This window comes from Streptomyces sp. NPDC001515, from assembly GCF_053597115.1.
In genome coordinates this window covers 73,564-93,906 of record NZ_JBSFHN010000026.1, presented here as the reverse complement: position 1 = coordinate 93,906, position 20,343 = coordinate 73,564, and the positions used below count along the sequence as shown (strand labels likewise).

The 20,343-nt window shown below is 74.1% G+C and carries 19 protein-coding genes and 1 pseudogene; 13 read left to right on the top strand and 7 right to left on the bottom strand.

Annotation, left to right across the window (positions count from 1 at the left end):
- Window positions 1-41: 41 nt before the first annotated feature.
- The 4 genes from ACWCXC_RS25930 to ACWCXC_RS25915 form a co-directional block, all read right to left on the bottom strand.
- Window positions 42-3,347 (bottom strand): right-handed parallel beta-helix repeat-containing protein, encoded by a 3,306-nt coding sequence (locus ACWCXC_RS25930; RefSeq protein ID WP_450682031.1) that lies wholly within the window; start codon window positions 3,345-3,347, stop codon window positions 42-44.
- A 284-nt stretch (window positions 3,348-3,631) separates the two neighbouring features.
- A complete protein-coding gene (locus ACWCXC_RS25925) occupies window positions 3,632-4,237 on the bottom strand; it encodes an Rv1733c family protein (protein ID WP_450682032.1) in 606 nt (201 codons plus the stop codon).
- Window positions 4,238-4,372: 135 nt separating this feature from the next.
- Window positions 4,373-5,197, bottom strand: coding sequence for an MOSC domain-containing protein (locus tag ACWCXC_RS25920; RefSeq protein ID WP_450682033.1), 825 nt, complete (start codon window positions 5,195-5,197; stop codon window positions 4,373-4,375).
- 66 nt (window positions 5,198-5,263) lie between these two features.
- A complete protein-coding gene (locus ACWCXC_RS25915; protein ID WP_450682034.1) occupies window positions 5,264-5,749 on the bottom strand; it encodes a DUF6643 family protein in 486 nt (161 codons plus the stop codon).
- Window positions 5,750-6,180: 431 nt separating this feature from the next.
- Between ACWCXC_RS25915 and ACWCXC_RS25910 the strand changes: the two genes are divergently transcribed.
- The 4 genes from ACWCXC_RS25910 (at window position 6,181) to ACWCXC_RS25895 (ending at window position 8,955) form a co-directional block, all read left to right on the top strand.
- Window positions 6,181-6,522: an ArsR/SmtB family transcription factor gene (locus ACWCXC_RS25910; protein WP_450682035.1), complete on the top strand. Its 342-nt coding sequence runs from the start codon at window positions 6,181-6,183 to the stop codon at window positions 6,520-6,522.
- Entirely contained in the window at window positions 6,519-6,959 is a 441-nt protein-coding gene (locus ACWCXC_RS25905; protein WP_450682036.1) for an ATP-binding protein, read from the top strand. Before ACWCXC_RS25910 ends, ACWCXC_RS25905 begins: the two co-directional genes overlap by 4 nt.
- 187 nt (window positions 6,960-7,146) lie before the next feature.
- Window positions 7,147-7,509, top strand: a complete 363-nt coding sequence (locus tag ACWCXC_RS25900; protein ID WP_450682037.1) for an ArsR/SmtB family transcription factor — start codon at window positions 7,147-7,149, stop codon at window positions 7,507-7,509.
- Window positions 7,510-7,599: 90 nt separating this feature from the next.
- On the top strand, window positions 7,600-8,955 hold the full coding sequence (locus tag ACWCXC_RS25895) for a TerD family protein (RefSeq protein WP_450890684.1): 1,356 nt from the start codon (window positions 7,600-7,602) through the stop codon (window positions 8,953-8,955).
- A gap of 13 nt (window positions 8,956-8,968) precedes the next feature.
- Here ACWCXC_RS25895 and ACWCXC_RS25890 read toward each other — a convergent pair whose 3' ends face one another.
- Window positions 8,969-10,141, bottom strand: coding sequence for a glycosyltransferase (locus tag ACWCXC_RS25890; protein ID WP_450682039.1), 1,173 nt, complete (start codon window positions 10,139-10,141; stop codon window positions 8,969-8,971).
- A 58-nt stretch (window positions 10,142-10,199) separates the two neighbouring features.
- On the opposite strand from ACWCXC_RS25890, the gene ACWCXC_RS25885 reads away from it, so the two are divergent.
- Both ACWCXC_RS25885 and ACWCXC_RS25880 read left to right on the top strand, forming a co-directional pair.
- On the top strand, window positions 10,200-10,985 hold the full coding sequence (locus ACWCXC_RS25885) for a glutamate racemase (RefSeq protein WP_450682040.1): 786 nt from the start codon (window positions 10,200-10,202) through the stop codon (window positions 10,983-10,985).
- A gap of 68 nt (window positions 10,986-11,053) precedes the next feature.
- Window positions 11,054-11,626, top strand: coding sequence for a hypothetical protein (locus ACWCXC_RS25880; RefSeq protein ID WP_450682041.1), 573 nt, complete (start codon window positions 11,054-11,056; stop codon window positions 11,624-11,626).
- A 42-nt stretch (window positions 11,627-11,668) separates the two neighbouring features.
- Here the strand turns inward: ACWCXC_RS25880 and ACWCXC_RS25875 are convergent, their stop codons facing one another.
- Window positions 11,669-12,694 carry an O-antigen ligase family protein gene (locus tag ACWCXC_RS25875; protein WP_450890683.1) on the bottom strand — a complete coding sequence of 342 codons (1,026 nt, stop codon included), beginning with the start codon at window positions 12,692-12,694 and terminating at the stop codon, window positions 11,669-11,671.
- Between the two features lie 188 nt (window positions 12,695-12,882).
- Between ACWCXC_RS25875 and lnt the strand changes: the two genes are divergently transcribed.
- From lnt to ACWCXC_RS25860, 3 genes are all read left to right on the top strand, one after another.
- The gene (gene lnt, locus ACWCXC_RS25870) at window positions 12,883-14,472 is read left to right on the top strand and encodes an apolipoprotein N-acyltransferase (RefSeq protein WP_450890682.1); all 1,590 of its coding nucleotides are present in this window, start codon (window positions 12,883-12,885) and stop codon (window positions 14,470-14,472) included.
- Between the two features lie 29 nt (window positions 14,473-14,501).
- Window positions 14,502-14,984, top strand: coding sequence for an NUDIX hydrolase (locus ACWCXC_RS25865; RefSeq protein WP_450890681.1), 483 nt, complete (start codon window positions 14,502-14,504; stop codon window positions 14,982-14,984).
- 177 nt (window positions 14,985-15,161) lie between these two features.
- Entirely contained in the window at window positions 15,162-15,980 is an 819-nt protein-coding gene (locus ACWCXC_RS25860) for an SAM-dependent methyltransferase (RefSeq protein ID WP_450890680.1), read from the top strand.
- A 66-nt stretch (window positions 15,981-16,046) separates the two neighbouring features.
- Here the strand turns inward: ACWCXC_RS25860 and ACWCXC_RS25855 are convergent, their stop codons facing one another.
- Window positions 16,047-17,141 (bottom strand): hypothetical protein, encoded by a 1,095-nt coding sequence (locus ACWCXC_RS25855; RefSeq protein WP_450890679.1) that lies wholly within the window; start codon window positions 17,139-17,141, stop codon window positions 16,047-16,049.
- Window positions 17,142-17,174: 33 nt separating this feature from the next.
- Between ACWCXC_RS25855 and ACWCXC_RS25850 the strand changes: the two are divergent.
- From ACWCXC_RS25850 to ACWCXC_RS25835, 4 genes and pseudogenes are all read left to right on the top strand, one after another.
- Window positions 17,175-18,150 (top strand): annotated as a pseudogene (locus ACWCXC_RS25850) (glutamate synthase-related protein); the annotation flags it as partial.
- A gap of 39 nt (window positions 18,151-18,189) precedes the next feature.
- Complete coding sequence (locus tag ACWCXC_RS25845; RefSeq protein WP_450682048.1) at window positions 18,190-19,176, top strand: L-threonylcarbamoyladenylate synthase; 987 nt, start codon at window positions 18,190-18,192, stop codon at window positions 19,174-19,176.
- Between the two features lie 53 nt (window positions 19,177-19,229).
- The gene (locus tag ACWCXC_RS25840; protein ID WP_450890678.1) at window positions 19,230-19,994 is read left to right on the top strand and encodes a GNAT family N-acetyltransferase; all 765 of its coding nucleotides are present in this window, start codon (window positions 19,230-19,232) and stop codon (window positions 19,992-19,994) included.
- Window positions 19,973-20,326 (top strand): GNAT family N-acetyltransferase, encoded by a 354-nt coding sequence (locus tag ACWCXC_RS25835; RefSeq protein ID WP_450890677.1) that lies wholly within the window; start codon window positions 19,973-19,975, stop codon window positions 20,324-20,326. Before ACWCXC_RS25840 ends, ACWCXC_RS25835 begins: the two co-directional genes overlap by 22 nt.
- Window positions 20,327-20,343: the final 17 nt, after the last annotated feature.

Genomic DNA, 20,343 nt, shown 5'->3' with positions numbered 1-20,343 from the left:
TTCCTCGATTCGGTACGGGATGACGGGGTGGGGACGCCGGGTCAGCGCGTGACCGGCAGGTCCTCCGGCAGCAGGAGCCGCAGATCGTCCAGGCTCGGCGAGGCGACCGCGCTGAGCCGCCCCGCCTGACGGGTCATCATCTGCTCCAGGGTCTGCCGTGCGAGGCGCGCGTTGCCGAACGCCCGGCCCCGGGGGAGTCCGTCGAAGTGGGTACGCAGGGCGCCGGCCGTCCCCGGCGCGCACTCGTAGCCGTTGTCGACGGCCGCCTGGCGCACGATGGTGACCAGCTCGTCGCTGGAGTAGTCGGGGAACTCGATGTGGCGCGGGAAGCGGGAGGCGAGGCCAGGGTTCGAGCCGAGGAAGCGTTCCATCTCCTCGGTGTAGCCCGCCACGATCACCACGACGTTGTCACGGTGGTCCTCCATCAGTTTCAGCAGGGTGTCCACGGCCTCCTGGCCGAAGTCCGAGGAACCGGAGCCGCCGTGCGGGGTGAGCGTGTACGCCTCGTCGATGAACAGCACTCCGCCCAGCGCGCGGGTGAAGACCTCTTTGGTGAGCTGCGCCGTGTGACCCACCCAGCGGCCCACCAGGTCCGCCCGGGACGCCTCCACCAGCTGGCCGCGCGGCAGCACCCCGAGGGAGCCCAGCAGCTCTCCGTAGAGCCGGGCCACGGTGGTCTTTCCGGTACCGGGCGGGCCCGCGAAGACCAGGTGGTTGCCGATGCGCGGGGCGGGCAGCCCGGCCTCGGTGCGGCGGCGGGCGGTGGCCAGCAGGTTGACCAGGTCGCCGACCTCGCGCTTGACGGCAGCCAGTCCCACCAGCGCGTCCAGCCGCAGCAGCGGATCGTCGCTCTTCTCGGTGCCGGGGGCCGTGACCGCCACGTCCTCGGCGGTCAGTACGGCCAGGTCGCGCTCGTTCACCTCCACCAGCCCCGCCAGCCGCGAGGCCTGACGGTCCACCATCTCCTCGAAGACCTTGCGCGCGGTGCGGCCGTTCCCGAATCCGGCGTCGCGCGGGATGGCGTCGAAGTGCGTGCGCAGCGCGGTGCGCGTGGCGGGCTCCAGCTCGTAGCCGTGTCCCGTGCACATCCGCTCGACGATGGTCACCAGCTCGTCGGAGGTGTAGTCGGTGAACTCCACACTGCGGGTGAAACGCGAGGTCAGCCCCGGGTTGGAGGCCAGGAAGCCGGCCATCTCCTGCGGGTAGCCGGCTGCCACGACCACCACGTCCTCCCGGTGGTCCTCCATGAGTTTCACCAGGGTGTCGACGGCCTCCCGGCCGAAGTCGGCACCGGAGCCGCCGCCGTCGGTGACGAGCGTGTACGCCTCGTCGATGAACAGCACCCCGCCCAGCGCCCTGGTGAACGCCTCGGTGGTCTTGATCGCGGTCCCGCCGACGACCTGTGCCACCAGATCGGCCCGGGAGACCTCCACCAGATGCCCGGAACGCAGGACACCGAGCGAGGCCAGGATCGACCCGTAGAGCCGGGCCACGGTGGTCTTGCCGGTGCCGGGCGGGCCCGCGAAGACCAGGTGGCGGCTCATGGGCGGCGCCGGCATGCCGAGGCTGGCACGCCGCTGAGCCAGCCTGTTCAGGTTGATCAGGGTCAGGACCTGCTGCTTCACGTCGTCGAGACCGATCAGCGACTGGAGTTCGGCCACCGGCCCGGTGCCCTTCTCCGGCTCGGACGCCAGGGGCACCGCTCCGCCGGGCAGCCGCCCGTCGCCCGCCGCCTCGGCACCGGCGGCACTGCCCCAGGCGTCCGGCGTGCCGTTGCCCGCGCTGGTCAGGCCTTCGACGGCCAGCCGGTCGCCCGGCACGGCCTGGCGCAGCCCGCTGCCCCGGTTGTCCCGGACCGTGCAGCCGATCAGCGACACCGGATCGGCGCCCTCGACCCGCACGCCGTCGGCGCCGGATCCGGACACCTCGCACGCGTTCAGCGCGGCCCGCGCGCCCGCGGCGACCAGCACCCCGTGCTCTGCCGCGCCGGTGATCCGGGCCCGCGCGGCGGACAGTTCTCCCTCCGCCTCGACCAGGACGCCCGCTCCGCCCGCCGCGTCGACCGAGGTGTCGCGCAGGGTCAGCGTGCCCAGGGCGCCGACGTGGACGCCGGCCCCGCCGGTGGTGCGCAGTGTGCCCCCGCCGACGTACAGGTTGCCGTGGCCCAGCACGTGCAGGGCGGACCCGCCGGAGTTCTCGACGACGCACTCCTCCAGCCGTCCCCGCCCGTCCTTGAGGACCTCCACCCCGTGCGAGGAGGACCGGACGACGACCGCGCGGCGCAGCAGCGGGTTGGCGCCTGCCCGCACGACGACGCCGGTCGCACCCGAGTCCCGCACCTCCAGCCGGTCCAGCTCGGCGGCCGAGTCCTCGTCGAGCAGCACCCCGACGGCCTTCGCGTCCTGGACCAGGGTCCCGGTCATCACCGGGGACGAGAACCCGTTCACGCGGATACCCGCGTCCTGGGCGGCGGCGAACACGCAGTCCTTGAAGACGCCCCGGCTCCGTTCCGTCACCAGCAGTCCGTGCCCGGCGGTCCGCTCGGTACGGCAGCCCGTCACGGTGGGAGAGCTGCCGGCCCCCAGCACGAACCCGTGCCCGGTGGTGTCGACGACCTTCACCTCCTCCAGCACGGTGGAACCGGTGGAGCTGACGTAGACACCGACGACCGCTTCGCGGACCGTGCCGCGCACCATGCGCGCGCTGCTGTCCTCCTCGACGGCGACCCCGGGTTTGTCGGCCGCGGATATCTCGCAGTCCTCCAGGTGCACGTGCGCCTGACCGTTGGTCAGCACGCCGTTCCCCCTGGTGTCGCGCAGTCGGCTGCCGCGCACGGTGATCCGTCCCCGCTCCCCGGCCACCACCGCGGACGTGCCCAGGTGCTCGACGAGGCAGTCCTCCAGGAAGCTCTCGCTCGCGGAGGTCGAGACCAGGCCGGCCCCCGCCGGGTTGCTCACCCGGCACTGGCGCAGCGCCAGGGATCCGCCCCCGCGCGCGAAGAGCGCCGCCCAGGACGAACCGTGCACCTCGCACCGGTCCATCGCGATCTGTCCGCGCGGCACGTCGACCACCGGCAGTTCGTCGTCGTGGCCGCGCAGTACCAGGTCACTGACCATCAGGGCGTCACCGGTGAGGGTCAGCGCGGTCCCGCGCCGGGGCGCGAGTTCCGCGGTGCCCGGACCGTCGGCCGCGGTCAGCGTGATCGCGGCCGAGACGGTGAGGGCCTCCTCGTACCGGCCGGGCCCGACGCTGACGATGGCTCCGGTACGCGCTCGCGCGACGGCCTCCGCGACGGTGCGGAAATCGCCCGAGCCGTCCGCTGCGACGGTGAGCACCTGGCGTGACACGTGACTGACCTCCCGGACCCCGTGGCCGGTGGGGCGACGGGGACACGCGGCATGTGGTGGGACTTGTGGAACGGGTGTGCCCATCATGCCTGTTGTCGCAGGTCGACCGCTATCGAGGTCCGTGGAATCGGCCCGAGGGCCCCGCCGCGACCGCCGGGACGCCGTCCTGGGAGCGAACCCGCGCGGGGGCCGTCACGCTCCTCTTCCCCCCTCGCCCCCGGGGTCTTCGCGCGCCGGTGTGACGACGGCGCGTACCGGACGCCGCGGGGATGTGTGAGAGCCCGTCAGCTCCCGGTCCCCGTTCTGCCCCAGTCCGGCCCGGCCTCGGCCCAGGCGCGGTCCAGTCGCGCGTACCGCAGACGCATCATGCGCCGGACGATCAGCCGCCGGCCGCCCTCGACGCACAGGGCGGCGAGCAGGGCCCCGCCGACCCCGGCCAGGACCGCGTTGGTGTGCGCCGTCGCGGTGTCCATCGGGCGGGAGACGAGACGGCCCGCCCGGTCCGTCCAGATCCGCACCCGCGCCCCGACCTCGGTGTCACGCGACAGGGTCCGTACGGTGGCGACCCGTGCCGTCCCGTCAGGGGCCTTCCACCGGGCCACCACTGGGGTCTGCGCGCGGTGGTCCGTGCCGGACTCCGGCTCGGCGACCAGCTGCCGGGGCGCCACCCGCCGCACCACGACGGCGGTGGTGGCCCGCCGCTCGGCGCGCTGGGCCCGCACCGCGTCCAGCAGGGCGGCGTCGGCGCGCGCCCCGCACAGCCAGCCGACCACCGGTGCCCCCACCACCAGCACGAGGAACGCGACCAGAGCCACCCACGCCTCGCGCCTGTCCGTGGCGCGGCGCAGGGGGTTGTGCCGCCAACGCCAGACTCCCGTGAGCGCTCGCACAGTCCTGCACCCCCCTTCCGTATCCGTCTTAACCCGGTACGGTGCCGGCCGCGCGCCCGGAGACCGAAGAGAGAGCAAGCTCACGCCGCTCAACGGGCCGCGTCCCGGCGGGTGTTCCGGGAGGAAGGCGCCTGCTCAGTCCAGGATCCGCAGGGGGTCGCCGACCCGGACGATCCCCGTGGTGTCGGGGACGAGGTTCACCCCGAAGCGCAGTTCGCCGTCGTGTCTGCGGTGACGGGCCAGGGTGCGCAGCGGTTCGGAGCCGCGCTGCGCGGTGCGCTGGTCGGTCGTCGTCACGACACAGCGGGCGCTCGGCCGCGCCACCCGGAACGCGACCTCCCCGATCGCGAGGCGGCGCCAGCCGTCCTCCGCCCACGGCTTTGTCCCGGACACCACGACGTTCGGCCGGAAACGGTCCATCGGCAGCGGTCCCTCGGCGGCCCGGTCGCCCGCCGCGACGAGCGCGTTCAGCGCGTCCAGCGAGGCGACGGAGGTCAGCAGCAGCGGATAGCCGTCCGCCAGACTCACCGGCTCGCCCGGCCGCGCGTACGCGGGATCGATGAAACGGCGCCGCTCCGGCGCGTCGAGATGGACCAGCCTGACCTCCGTGCCGAGGAAGGCGCCGAACCAGTCATGGGCCTCCCGCGCCGCCTCGACGACATCGAGACGGCTGCGGTGCAGCCGCACCCGGACCGTTTCCCGCGGTTTCGGGACCTCCACGGTCAGGGCGGCGCTCCCCGGCGCGGCCAGCGTGATTCCCCCGCCGGGCACGGGCGTGGCGCAGACCAGCGCCAGCCGGGGCCGCTGCCGCTGGGTGACCACCGTTCCCTCGGTGTCCACCAGCATCCAGCGTCGGTCGCCGCCGAGTCCCCATGGCTCGACGACGGCCTCCCCGACGGCGCACGCGGCCAGCGACTTGACCGGATGGACACGGACGGCGCTCAGGCCGGGAACAGACATGTCCCCATCCTGCCAGCCGCCACCCGGACGGCCCGCCGCCGTGCCCCGTGCCTCCTCGGACCGGGGCTAGTAGCCCCGGCCGCCCTGGTACGGGCGGTTGTACGGGTCCTCGTACGGGGACTGCGCGGGCGCGGGCGCGGGCCGGGGTGCGGCCGGGCGCATCGACTCGTAGCCCGTCCCCGGCGCGGGGCGCTGCTGCTGGTACGGCGGAGGGGACTGGTACCCGCCGCGGCTCGCCGCCGGCTGCTGCGGGATGTAGGGCGCCGGGGCGTGCTGGAGCTGGGCCGGCTGCATGGGCGCGTAGCTCTGCTGGGTCGCCGGCTGCGGGTAGCCGTACGACGGCGCGGGCTGGGAAGGGGCCGCGGGAAGCGCCGGCAGGGCCGACGGCAGCGCCGGCAGATAGCTGTTGCCGGTGTCGTACGCGGCGGGCACTCGGATCGGTGCGATCTGAGGCGTACCCCGCTCCGCGACCAGGGAGTCGTAGATGGGGGTGTCGGGGAAGGACGGCGCGGAGTAGTAGCCGCCGCCGTAGGTGGAGCGGGGGGAGGTCATGGCACCTAAGTTAAGCCCACGATGTGCGGATTGGGGAGTCCCAATCTCAGGCTCATCCGATTTACGCGAGTTCTCCCGTTCCGACCTGGCAAAACATCGTCGGGGAGATGGTTCGGGAGCGCGATCTACCCGCGCGTACGCACGGCCCCTCCCCGGTGCCCGGAACCCGGTGCTCCGGACGGTTTCCGGGCAGGGTGCCCAGGGGTGTGCCGCTCCTTACCGTTCTCCCGAGGCCGGCCGCCGCGAGACCCCGGCGTGCGGTGAACACCCCGTAGGAGCCGGTGCGTTCGGTCCTGGTGGCACGTCTCATTTCGTTGAATTGCAAAAGTCTGCAATTCGCTACATGCTGGGCTGGCCGTATCCGCACAGGGCGCGGTGCGCCGCCGGGGAACACCCCGGCGCGCCGTCGGGTGACAAAGGGGTCCGCGACCGTGCCGGTTCCGCTGTACCAGGCCAAGGCCGACTTCTTCCGGATGCTCGGACATCCCGTACGGATAAGGGTGCTTGAACTGCTCCAGCACGGTCCGATGCCGGTCCGGGAGCTGCGGGCCGCGATCGAGGTCGAACCCTCGGCGCTCTCCCAGCAACTGGCGGTGCTCCGCCGCTCGGGCATCGTCCACGCCACCCGGGAGGGTTCGACCGTCGTCTACGCGCTCGCCGGCGGCGACGTGGCCGAGCTGATGCGGGCCGCGCGCCGGATCCTCACCGAGATGCTGGCCGGGCAGAACGAACTCCTCGCCGCACTGCGCGGAGCCGAGGTCTCCGCCCCATGAGCACGCCCGGACCCCGGCCCGACGCCCTGCCCCTGCGGCACGTCCTGACCCTCCCCGCGATGGGCCCCGCCGTCCGGATCGCCCGCGAGACCACCGAACAGGTGCTGGCCGAATGGGGGATCAGCCGGCGCCACCGCACCGTCGGCCCGGCGCTGCTCATCGTGTCCGAACTGGTCACCAACAGCGTCCGGCACGCCGCCTCGCACTCCCCGAGCATCACCGTCCACTACGCGGCCGGCCGGGGCACCTTCGCGTTCGCCGTCCACGACCGCCACCCGCACCGGCCCGCCCTCCTGGCCGCCGTGCCACGCCCCGGGACCGGCGGCGGTGGCCTCGGCACCGTCATGGAACTCACCCTGGGCCTCGGCGGCACCGCTGTCGTACGCGGGGACGCCGACGGCGGCGGCAAGAGCATCTGGATCACCCTCCCGTTGTGAACGCGCGGCGGCGGGCTCCCGTGCGGCCCGTCCGTGATGACCCCGGCACTCCCGGGGTCATCACGGGCGGGCGGAGGCGCGAGGATGTCCTCATGGCGAACAGTTCTGGGTGGACACGGCGCACCGCGCCCCTGCGACGGCGGCCGTGCGGCACGCCGGTGATCACGGCGGGCGGGGAGCGGCAGCGGTGAGCACGCCCCTCTACCAGTTGAAGGCCGAGTTCTTCAAGACACTCGGTCATCCGGTCCGCATCCGCGTGCTGGAACTCCTGAGCACGCGCGAGCACGCCGTCTCCGAGATGCTGCCCGAGATCGGCGTCGAACCCGCCCACCTCTCCCAGCAACTGGCCGTGCTGCGCCGCGCCAACCTCGTGATCCAGCGCCGGGAGGGCTCCGCCGTCCTGTACTCCCTGGCCGACCCCCGGCTCGCGGAACTGCTGCGGGTCGCCCGGACCATCCTGTCCGGCGTCCTGGCCGGGCAGGCCGAACTCCTCGCCGATCTCAAGGCCGCCGACGCGCCGGTCGCCACCCGGCGGCGCGGCGCGCGGTGAGCGCCTGCGCGACGGGCTCCTCCCGGCGGGCCGACGCGGCCCGCCGAGGCGCTAGGTTGACCGGGAGAAGTCTCGGCAGACGGACTCGCGATGGGGGCGAGCATGACCATGCTTAAGGGAACCAACGTGCCGGTGGCGGCCCAGGCCGTCCGCGTCGAGCTGGGGTGGCGCACCGGCCCCGGCACACCGGACGTGGACGCCTCGGCACTCCTGCTTCTCGCGAACGGCAAGGTCCGCGACGACGGGGACTTCGTCTTCTACAACCAGCCCGTGCACGCCGGCGGCGCGGTCCGCCACGAGGGCAAGCGGGCCACCGCGGGGGCGGCCACCGACACGCTCGCCGTGGACCTCGCCCGGCTGGAGCCCGCCGTCGACCGCGTGGTCCTCGCCGCCTCCGCGGACGGCGGCACCTTCGGCCGGGTCGCCGGACTGTACGTACGGGTCGTGGACGCGGTCGGCGGCGCGGAACTGGCGCGCTTCGACAGCACCGACGCCACCGTCGAGACCGCCTTCATCCTCGGCGAGCTGTACCGGCGCCAGGGCGCCTGGAAGTTCCGGGCGGTCGGTCAGGGGTACGGCAGCGGACTCGAAGGGCTCGCCACGGACTTCGGCATCTCCGTCGACGAGCCGCAGCGCCCGGCGGCCCCGGTCCCGCCCGCCCCCATGCCCGCCGCCCCGCCGCCGCCCCGGCCCGCCGCCCGGGTCGCGACGCCGCCCGCGCCGCTCCCACCGCACGCCCAGCCGACCCTGGCCGCCCCCATGGCCCCGCCGGTGCCGCCCGCGCCCCCGGCCCCGCCCGCCCAGCCGGTGCGTCTGACGAAGGTGACGCTCACCAAGGACGCCCCCGCCGTCTCCCTCGCCAAGCAGGGCGGCACCTCCGGAGCGATGCGCGTCAACCTCAACTGGGAGGTGCGCAAGCAGTTCAAGGGCTGGGGCAGCAAACTCGGCCGGGCCATTGCCCAGCACGCCGACCTCGACCTCGACCTCTGCGCCCTCTACGAACTGACCGACGGCCGCAAGGGCGTCGTCCAGGCCCTCGGCAACGCCTTCGGCGCGTACCACCAGCCGCCCTACGTCGAACTCGACGGCGACGACCGCACCGGCGCCGTCGAGTCCGGTGAGAACCTGACGATCAACCTCGACCAGAAGGACCGGATCCGCCGGCTGCTGATCTTCGTCACGATCTACGAGGGCGCCCGCAGCTTCGCCGATCTGCACGCCACCGTCACCCTCCAGCCTCAGCACGGCGCCCCGATCGACTTCTCGCTCGACGAGTGCACCGTCCCCTCGACCGTCTGCGCCCTCGCCCTCATCACGAACAACGGCGGCGACCTCACCGTGCAGCGCGAGGCCCGCTACCTCGTCTGCGACCGGGGCGTCAGCCCGCAGCGCACCATCGACCGCGCCTACGGCTGGGGCATGAACTGGACGCCCGGCCGCAAATGAGCCCGGCCCGCGGTCACTGATCCGGCGCGGCCTCGGGACGGGCGTAGTGACGCCCCTTCCAGGCCGCGCCCCGGCCCCGGTAGTGCTGAACCGCCGAGTCGACCGTCATCAGCAGATACAGCAGGGCGGTGAAGGGCAGCAGCGGAGCGAGCCACAGCGACTGCCGGTAGTACCCCAGCATCGGGGTGTACGTCCCCGCCATCACGGCCCAGGCCGCGCCGCCCGCCCAGGCCGCCGCCGCGTCCCCGCCCAGCAGTCCGGCGGCGAGCATGAGCGGCGGCGCCAGATAGACGAGCGCCAGCCCGAGCACCGTACCGAGCAGCACCAGCGGATTGTGCCGCAGCTGGGCGTACGCGCTGCGCGACACCATGCGCCACAGATCACCCAGCCCCGGGTACGGGCGCACACTGTCCACCCGGTCCGCCAGCCCCAGCCAGATCCGCCCGCCGCCGCGCCGCACCGCCCGCGCCAGCGCCACGTCGTCGATCACCGCCTGCCGGATCGAGTCCGGCACCCGGGCCCGTACGGCGGCCTCCGTCCGCAGCAGGACGCAGCCGCCGGCGGCCGCCGCGGTGCGCCCCCCGTTCCGGTTGATCCACCGGAACGGGTACAGCTGCGAGAAGAAGTAGACGAACGCCGGGACGACCAGGCGCTCCCAGGCACTCTCCACGCGCAGCCGCGCCATCTGGGAGACCAGGTCGTAGCCGCCCGTCGTGGCGGCGGCCACCAGCTCCCGCAGACTGTCCGGCTCATGGGCGATGTCCGCGTCCGTGAGCAGCAGGAACTCCGGATCACGGGAGCGGGCCAGCGTGATGCCGTGCCGCACCGCCCAGAGCTTGCCCGTCCACCCGGGCCCGGGCTCGGGTGGCGAGACCACCGTGACCGGAAGACCGCCGTGCCGCACCGCCAGCGTGCGGGCCAGCTCACCGGTCCCGTCCGTGCTGCAGTCGTCGACCAGGACGATCTCCGCCGTCCCGGGATAGTCCTGCGCCAGCAGCGACGGCAGGCTCAGCGGAAGCATCTCCGCCTCGTCGCGGGCGGGGACGACGACCGCCACGGAGGGCCAGTGCGCCGGGGCCGCGCGGGCGGGGAGCCGCTGGCCGGTCCGCCAGAAGAACCCCTGTCCCAGCAGCAGCCAGACCCATGCGACCAGCGACACCACGGCGATCCAGGCAACGGCGCTCATTGCCCGAAGTCTGCCCCACCGAGCCGGAACCGCAAGGGCCGTCGACTATGGTGACCGGGTGAAGATCGCGCTCATGGACTCCGGAATCGGCCTGCTGGCCGCCGCCGCCGCAGTACGCCGGCTCAGGCCGGACGCCGATCTGGTGCTCTCCTCGGACCCCGGATCCATGCCCTGGGGACCGCGCACCCCGCAGGACGTCACCGCACGCGCCCTCGCCGTGGCCCGCGCCGCCGCCGAGCACCGCCCCGACGCCCTGATCGTCGCCTGCAACACCGCCTCCGTGCACGCGCTGGACGCCCTGCGGGCCGAGCTGGAGCCCGCGCTCCCGGTCATCGGCACCGTCCCCGCGATCAAGCCGGCCGCCGCCGCGGGCGGCTCCGTCGCCATCTGGGCCACCCCCGCCACCACCGGCAGCCCGTACCAGCGCGGACTGATCCGCGACTTCGCCGGCTCCGCCGATGTCACCGAGGTGCCCTGCCCTGGACTGGCCGACGCCGTGCAGTACGCGGACGAGGCAGGCGTCGAACGGGCGGTCGCCGCCGCCGCCGCGCTCACCCCGCCGGACGTGCGCGCCGTCGTCCTGGGCTGCACCCACTACGAGCTGGTCGCCGAGCACATCCGCGCCGCCGTCCGGCACCCCGGCCCGCCGCCCGTCGTCCTGCACGGCTCGGCCGGTGCCGTCGCCGCGCAGGCACTGCGCCGGATCGGCGCCGAACCCGCTCCGTCGGCCGAACCCTCCGGATCCCTCACCGTGCTGCTCGCCGGCACCGCCTCGGAGCTCCCGGCCGCCGCCCTGGCCTACCCGGAGGGGCGCGGCCTGGCCGCCGTCGGCTCCCCGCGCTGAGCCACACACCACCCGAGCGGGCCGCAGGACCCGCCCCCGGGGGCACGTTCTTCAGTACGCTGCTTGACATGACGGACCACCCTCGCAAAACGACGCGCAACGGTGCCGCCACTCACACCGCGGTCTGGACCGGCCGCGCCACCAACCGCACCCAATGGGTGCTCGCGGCCGCCGGAGCCGCCTGCCTGGCCCTGGGCATCCAGCTCGCCGTCAGCTCCACCTGGACCTCCGGCGGGGTGCCGCTGGCCATGTCGGTCATCGGCTGCGTGGCGGCCGGGCTGCTCATGCTCTTCGGCACCCTGGCCTTCGTGAACGTGGCGGTCCGGGTCGACGGCGACGCCCTGGAGGTGCGCTGCGGCCACATCGGCCTGCCGCGCCGCAGGATCCTGCTCACCCATGTGGTCGGGGCCGAGTTCGCGCCCAAGGTCACCCCGCGCCAGTGGGGCGGCTGGGGGTACCGCTGGCGCCCCGACCAGGGGACCGCCGTGGTGGTGCGCCGGGGCGAGGGCCTGGTGCTCCGCCTCGGCGACGGCCGGACGTTCACCGTCACGGTGGACGACGCGGAGGCCGGGGCCCGGTTCATCCGCGACCGGCTCCATCTGCCCGCGCCCGGCTCGGCCGGCTCGGCCGCGGGGACCTGACCGCGAGGACCGCGCCGCGTCCGGCGGTCGCACCCGGCCTGGTCACCCGCCGTCCGGTGCGATCGGCCGGCGGGCCGAGGCCAGCCCGGCGAGCAGGCCCGCCCCCGCCGTCACGGGGGTGAAGCTCAGCGCGTTGCCGACGCCCGCCAGCACCGCGAGCGCGGTGAGCGCCGCACCGGCCGTCAGCACCACCGGGGTGCCGCGCGGCGAGCGCCACAGCGCGTGCAGCAGCCAGGCGAACGCCGCCCCCAGCAGCACCACACCGACCACGCCCTGCTCGGCCGCCTGCTGGAGTGCCGCCGAATGCGGCTTGCCGTCCGCCCCCACCGTCTGCCGTACGGCCGGGCTCAGCTCGGCGAAACGGTCCGGCCCGATGCCCAGGACCGGATGGTCTCCGGCCAGCCGCACCGCGTCCTGCCACAGCCGCACCCGTTCGCCGGTGAACCGGCCCTCCAGCGCGGCGGTCAACCCTCCGGGCAGGACGCCCTCGGCCAGCGCCCACGACAGGCCGGCCATCAGACCGGCCACCGCCCCCAGACCGGTCAGGACCGGCAGCCGGCCGCGCATCCCGGCCGCCGCCAGCGACCACAGCAGCACACCCAGCGCCGCCAGGCACCCCGGCACGGAACCGAGCCCGAGGGCCACCCCGGCGGCACCGAGCGCCGTCAGCCGCAGGAGGAGCCGCGCTCCCTCCGAGCGGGCCGCTGCCGCCGCACAGCACGCCGCCCCGGCCGACAGCACCAGCAGCGCCGCCGTGGCACCGATGTCCCCCGGCGCGGTCCGCGCCGTCGCCGTCGCGCCCGGCAGTCCGTGCCGCCAAACGAACGCCGTCACCAGCGCGGTCAGCGCGGCGACGGCGGGGGCGGCCACCGGCAGGAGCGTCCCGCAGATCCGGCCGCAGGCGAAGCCCGCCGCGACCGCCAGCAGGGCGAGCAGGACCCCCTCGGGCCGGGTCTCCCGGCCCGCCGCGCAGATCAGCGTCCAGATCGCGCAGGCGGTGAGGATCAGGGCTCCGGCGGCGTCGGACGTGGTCCCGCTCCCGGGACCGCGCCCCGCTGGTTCAGCCATCACGTCGTCCCCCGGTCGGTGACCGTTCACGAACCGCGGCGTCGGGCCGCTTTGCGGGGGGTGGGCGACAGGGTAGCGGCCGCAGGGGGCAAAGGGGCGTGCGATGCGAGGAAACGATCCGGCGGCGGTGGTTCCGCGATCGGGGCGGGGCTCCCGTACGGCGGGCCCGCCACCGTAGACTCCGCCGGGTGAGCACCACGATCGCGCCGGTCGGCGAACCGCAGCAGCCCGCCCCCGCCCGTCCACGAGCCCTGCCGCGCCTCGCGCGGCCCGCGGCGGCGGTGGTCTCCGGCGTGCTCCTCTACCTGAGCTTCCCGCCCCGCCCCCTGTGGTGGCTGGTCCTCCCCGGGTTCGCGCTGCTCGGCTGGGTGCTCTTCGAGCGCCGGCTCCGCGCCGCCTTCGGCCTCGGTCTGCTCGCCGGTCTCGGCTTCATGCTCCCGCTGCTGCACTGGACCGGTGAGGAGGTCGGCCCCGTGCCGTGGCTGGCCCTGGCCGCCGCCGAGGCCCTGTTCGTCGCCGTCGGCTGCCTGGGCATCTCCGCGGTCACCCGGCTGCCCGCCTGGCCCTTCTGGGCCGCGGCCGTCTGGGCCCTGGACGAGGCGGTCCGGGCCCGGGTGCCGTTCGGCGGCTTCCCCTGGGGCAGGATCGCCTTCGGACAGGCCGACAGTGTGTTCCTGCCGCTCGCCGCGCTGGGCGGCACCCCGCTGCTCTCCTTCGCCGTGGTGCTCTGCGGCTTCGGACTCTTCGAGGCGGTCCGCCGCTTCCGGCTGCGGCGGACCACGGGCGAGCTGCCCCGGCTGGCCGCCGCCGCCACCGCCGCGGCCGTACTGGTGCCCGTCGCCGCGGCCGTCGCCGCACTGCCCCTGGTGGACGACTCCGCCGAGGACGGCACCGCGACCGTCGCCGCGATCCAGGGCAACGTGCCCCGGCTCGGCCTCGACTTCAACGCCCAGCGCCGCGCCGTCCTGGACAACCACGCCAAGCGCACCGAGCAGCTCGCCCGGGACGTCAAGGCGGGCAAGGTGGCCAAGCCCGACTTCGTCCTGTGGCCGGAGAACTCCTCCGACCTCGACCCCTACCGCTACGCGGACGCCCGGATCGTCATCGACGACGCGGTCAAGGCCATCGGCGTGCCCACCGTCGTCGGCGCCGTGGTCGAGCCCGACACCGGGAACCTGCGCAACACCCTCATCCAGTGGGACCCGGACAAGGGCCCCGTCGACACGTACGACAAACGCCACATTCAGCCCTTCGGCGAGTACATGCCGATGCGCTCCTTCGTCCGGATCTTCAGCTCGGACGTGGACCGGGTGCAGCGCGACTTCGGACCGGGCCACAAGGTCGGCGTCTTCGATCTCTCGGGGACCGGCGTCGGACTGGTGACGTGCTACGAGGCCGCGTTCGACGACGCCGTGCGCGACACGGTCGAGCACGGTGCCCAGCTGATCGCCGTCCCCAGCAACAACGCCACCTTCGGGCGCAGCGAGATGACCTACCAGCAGCTCGCCATGTCCCGGGTGCGCGCCGTCGAGCACAGCCGCGCCGTCGTCGTCCCCGTCACCAGCGGCGTCAGCGCGGTGATCCGCCCGGACGGCACGGTCGTACGGAAGACGAAGATGTTCACGCCGGACGCCCTCGTCGAGGAGGTGCCGCTGCGCTCCTCGCTGACGCCCGCGACCCGGATGGGCCCGCTCCCGGAGGGCCTGCTCTCGCTCCTCGCCGTGGGCGGGATCGGCTGGGTCGCGACGCGTGCGATCCGCGCCCGCCACGTCCGCTGAACGGGGGACGCGCCGCGTAGGGTCGGTACATGGCTACTCCCGACTTCATCCGCGAACTCCGCGCCACCGCCGGCCACCAGCTGCTCCTGCTCCCCGGCGTCAGCGCCGTCGTCCTCGACGACGAGGGCAGAGTGCTGCTCGGACGGCGCGCCGACACCGGCGGCTGGTCGGTCGTCGGCGGCATCTCCGAGCCCGGGGAGCAGCCCGCCGCGACGGCGGAGCGCGAGGTGTACGAGGAGACGGCCGTGCGCTGCGTGGCGGAACGGGTGGTCCTCACCCAGGCCCTGGAGCCCGTGCAGTACGCGAACGGCGACCGCTGCCAGTTCCTCGACATCACCTTCCGCTGCCGCGCCGTCGGCGGCACCGCCCGCGTCAACGACGACGAGTCCCTGGAAGTCGGCTGGTTCCCCGTCGACGCGCTGCCCCCGCTCAAGGACTTCTCGCTCCTGCGGATCGAGCAGGCGCTGACGGACGGCCCCACCTGGTTCGAACCCACCGGCACGCAGGCATGACAACGGGGGGCCGGGCAACGCACCCGGCCCCGACCGCGTCCGACGACTGAGGCGTGAGGCTCCTCGCGGATCCCCCTCCTTCCGTGCCCACCCTGGCCGAATATCGTCAGGTGGCGAACTCCCCTGTGATGAAAGGCTGTACGCGCAGGTGGGGAAGGCAAGAGGAGTGAGGATCGGATGACCGGAAGCGGTACGGACGCCACGCGGCAGCGCATCGACACGAGCCGGCCGCATCCGGCCCGGATGTACGACTGGTTCCTCGGGGGTAAGGACAATTACCCGGTCGACGAGGAGTTGGGCAGGCGGCTTCTGGACATTCAGCCGGAGATCAAGGAGTTCGCCCGGCAGAACCGCCGCTTCATGCGGCGTGCGGTGCGTCATCTGGCGGGGGACTGCGGGGTGAGTCAGTTCCTCGACATCGGGTCGGGCATTCCGACGGAGCCGAATCTGCATCAGGTGGCGCAGGCGGAGGCGGCGGACGCACGGGTGATGTACGTCGACAACGACCCGATCGTGCTGGCGCACGCGGGTGCGCTGCTGAGCGGGACGCCGGAAGGGGAGACCCGGTACATCGAGGGGGATGTGCGCGAGCCGGAGAGGGTGCTCGAACAGGCGGCGGAGATGATCGACTTCACGCGGCCGGTCGCGCTGTCGCTGATCGCACTGACGCACTTCGTCCCGGACACGGACCGCGCGCACGAGCTGGTGGCGCGGTACGTCGACGCTCTCGCGCCGGGCAGCCGGCTGATTCTGTCCCAGGCCACCGGGGACTTCGACCCCGAGGGGATGGCCAAGGGGGTGGCGACGTACGCGGCCCGGGGCGCGGTCTTCGTCCCACGCTCGCACGCGGAGGTTGTCCGGTTCTTCGACGGACTCGAACTGGCCGGGCCAGGCGTCGTGCCGCTGGACGCGTGGCGTCCCGAGTCCGGCGGGGAGGCGGGGTCCGCAGGGGAGGGGCCGGTGCCGATCTACGGGGGAGTGGCGCGCAAGGCCTGAGGCGTACGGGGAGGCCGTGGGCGGGCGACGGGGCCCCCGTGCGGGCGGGCGCCCGCGATCGGTGCGCTACCGCGACGCCAGCGCCTCGCGCACGAGCGGGACCAGCTCCCTCGCCCAGTCCTCGGACGTCCTGGCGGCGGTGTCCGGCGTGATGACCCAGGCGATCATGGGGCCGACGCGGACCCAGGTGTAGACGTAGCCGGGCTGGGTGTAGCTGAACGCCCGGTCGCCGATGTCCGCGAGTTCCGCGTCCGGCAGGCAGCCGTACATGCCGAAGAGCGCGTCCATGGCGGCGACGGCACTGGCGGTCTCGGTGCCGGAGCCGGCCATGGTGTGACCCCTGAGGCTGATCATGATGCCGTCGCCCCGGGCGCCGGACGTCGTCCTCGCGCCGGATCCGGCGTTCGCCCCGGGATCGGGATCACCCAGGCCCCAGCACCGCAGGCGGGACTCGTTGGAGAGGTCCATGGCCTCGGCCGCCTGCGGGAAGCCGTCCTTCGTCCAGCCGGCGGGCCGTGTCAACGCGGCGAGTGCCCGGTTCATCTCGCCGAACGTCAGCGACCGGGCATCCGGGTCCGACACTCCGCCGCCACCGTCGGCTGCCGACGTCCCGCCGGTCGTCCCACCGGGCATGGCGTCCTGCCCCTCCGGGGCCCCGCGCGGGGTGCTCGTGCCCGGCCGTGCCAGGGGATCGTCGTCGTCCCGCGTGGTCCGGATCACCCCGTAGACGCCGAAGGCCAGGGCCGCCACCAGGACGCCGACCAGGGTGGCGAGCGTGGCCCTGGCCGCCGGGGTGTTGGTGACGGTGACCGGCCCGATGGCGATCTGCGCGCGGCGGATCCGGGCACCGGAGCCGATCTGGATCCCGGTGTTGAGCGTGGTCTGCGGGCCCCTCAGCGCCACGTCCAGCTGGACCCCGAAGGCGGGATGCCCGGCGATGTCGGCCCGGAGCACCTCCTCCAGCGCGGACACGGCGTCGGGGTCCTCCGGACGCTCCTCCACGGCGGTCAGGGCCGCCCGCCCCTCGGGGCTGCCGCCGATCTGCCGTCGCACCAGGTCGGCCACCAGCTGACCCACGCCCGTGCCCACGGCCGTCGCCGCACCACTGGCCATCCCGGCGATCACCCGCACCGCCTCGGCCGCCACAGCATCACCCGACACGGCGCCCCCAGAGCATGCACTTGTCAACGGTGAATCAAGTATGGCTCATTCACCCTGCTCGCCGTACTGGTACTCGCCGCCGCCTTCTCCGTGGCCGCCGCGTTCACCTTCTCCACCTGGTGGTGGGTGGCGGCCGCGGTGCTGGTTCCGCCCGCCCCGACCGGTCTGTGGGACGTGACGCAGCGGCGGCATTCGGTGCTGCGGAACTATCCGGTGCTGGGGCATCTGAGATACGTACTCGAATACATCAGACCGGAGATGCAGCAGTACTTCGTGGAACGCAACTACGACGGCCGCCCCTTCGACCGCAGCGTCCGGAGCATCGTCTACCAGCGGGCGAAGGGGACGGAGGCCGAGGAGGCGTTCGGTACGGAACGCGATGTGTATCTCGCCGGATACGAGTTCCTCGTGCCGTCCATGAAGCCCGAGCCGGTGCCCGAGCGGGCCCCGACCGTCCGGGTCGGCGGGCCCGACTGCACCCGCCCCTACGACATGGCGCTGCTCAACGTCTCCGCCATGAGCTTCGGCTCCCTCTCCGCGAACGCGGTGCTCGCGCTCAACCGGGAGCGGCCGAGGGCGGATTCGCTCACGACACCGGGGAAGGAGGTCTGTCGGACCACCATCTGCGCCACGGCGGCGATCTGATCTGGGAGATCGGCACCGGCTACTTCGGCTGCCGCACCGGTGACGGCGACTTCGATCCCGACACGTTCGCCGAGAAGGCCGCGCACGCGCACGTCACATGCGTGTCGCTGAAACTCTCCCAGGGCGCGAAACCGGGCATCGGCGGGGTGCTGCCCGGCGGCAAGGTGAACGCCGAGATCGCCCGCGTACGGAGTGTTCCCGAGGGGCGGACCGTGATCTCCCCGCCCTGCCACCGGGTCTTCATCGTCGTCGACGGCGCGGAGGGCGGCACCGGGGCCGCCCCGCTGGGGTTCGCCGACAACGTCGGCATGCCCCTGACCGAGGGGCTGATCACCGTGCACAACGCCTGGTGGGCACCGGACTGGAGGGCGGCCGACCCGGACACCTTCGGGCATTCCCTAGGATGAAGGGCGTGACAGCGAGAACGAGCGACATCGAGCAGGCGGCCCGTGTGCTGCGCGCGGGCGGCCTGGTGGCCCTTCCGACCGAGACCGTCTACGGGCTGGGAGCCAACGCGGAGGACCCCGCCGCCGTCTCGCGCATCTTCCGGGTCAAGGGGCGCCCGCCGACCCACCCGCTGATCGTGCACCTGGCCGGAGCGCACCAGCTGGACGCCTGGGTCGTGGACGTGCCCGACGCCGCCCGTCTGCTGGCCGAGCACTTCTGGCCGGGTCCGCTCACGCTGGTCCTGCGGCGCGGCCCGCACGTGCCCCTCGAAGTGACCGGCGGCCTGGAGACCGTGGCGGTCCGCGTGCCCGACCACCCGGTCGCCCTCGCGCTCCTGGAAGCCTTCGGCACCGGCGTCACGGCCCCCTCCGCCAACCGCTTCGGCGCGGTCAGCCCCACCACCGCTGACGACGTCCGCGGCGAACTCGGCGACGGCGTCGACTTCGTCCTGGACGGCGGCACCTGCGCGGTCGGCATCGAGTCGACCATCGTCGACGTCACGGGCGAGGTCCCGGCCATCCTGCGCCCCGGAGGCGTCACCCGCGAGGACATCGAGGACGTCCTGGGCCACCCCGTGGACGTGCCGGTCACCAGCGGTGTGCGCGTACCGGGACAGCACCCCTCCCACTACGCTCCGCGCGCCCGCGTCGTCCTCGTCGACCCGGATCGCGCCGTCGCCGAGGCCGAACGGGCCCAGGAGGCGGGCCGGCGCGTCGGCCTGCTCCTCCCGGCCGCCCTCGCGGGCACCGACGTCACCGCGCACACCGTGCTGACGGTGCCCGCCGCACCGGCCGCGTACGCCCGCGAGCTGTACGGATTCCTCCGCGAGTTCGACCGCCGGGGCTGCGACCTCGTCATCGCGTCCCTGCCGCCGGAGGACGGACTGGGCCTGGCGATCGCCAACCGGCTCCGGCGCGCGGCGGGCCCCCGCTCCACGGACTGACCCGGCGGAACAAACCCCTGGTGCCACGGGCCGGAGACGTCAAGAATCGGCGGATGGCTGACGTGAGACTGTCCGACGGGACCATCGAGCTGACCCCGCTGGGACCGGAGGACCTGGAACCCCATCTCGCCGGCGAGGACGCGGAGCTGGCCCGCCGGCTCAACGGCGGACCCGGCACCCGCGAAGGCGTCGCCGCCTACCTGCGCCACTGCCGGGAGCAGTGGGAGACGGCCGGGCCGCTGAGGGCCTTCGGGATCCGGGCCGGGGAGGCGGGCACGCTCGCCGGGACGGTCGACCTGCGGTTCACTGCCGAGGGCCTGGGCCCGGGGGAGGTGAACGTCGCCTACGGGCTGTACCCGGTGTGGCGGGGCAGGGGCCTGGCGACCCGGGCCGTGCGGCTCGTCTGCCGGTACGCGGCGGGCGAAGGCGCGGCGCGGGCGGTGATCCGGGCCGAGCCGGACAACGCCGCCTCCCTCGCCGTGGCCCGGCGCGCCGGGTTCACCGCCTCGGGGCCCTCGGCCTCGGCGGACGGCACCGCCTTCGAGCGGTACGTCCTGGACCTGGCCGCGACCGCGCCGCCCCGGCAGAGCGTGCGCGTCGAGCACCTGGACGGGCCGGGCGCGCTGCGCGCCGAGGACGCGCTGCGGACCGTCTACGCAGAGGCGTTCGCCGGGCCCCCGTTCCACGAGACCGCGCAGGACGTCGAGGCCGCGTTCCGCCGCTTCCCGGTCCTGGCCGGCCGCGCGGCCTTCCGCGCCGTCCTGGCCAGGACGGCGCGGAAGGCGAACCGGTCGGCATGGCCTACGGCCACCCCCTGACGGCCGACACGGTCTGGTGGGACGAACTCGTCGATCCCGTCCCCGAGGCCGTGCGGCGCGAGGACGGGCAGCGCACCTTCGGCCTGATGGAGCTGGCCGTACGGGAGCCCTGGCGCGGGCAGGGGGTCGCTCGGCGGCTGCACCGGGCGCTGCTCGACTCCGTCCCGGCCGAGCGGGTCCTGCTCAATGTGCACCCCCGGAGCCTGGGGGCGCGCGCCGCCTACCGGGCCTGGGGCTACCGCACGGTCGGACCCGCGAGGAGGGTCGGCACCGGTGAGGACGCCGAACGGCTCGACCTGATGCTGCTCGATCTGGCCGCCGCGCGGAGGTAGGGGGCTCGGACACCCCC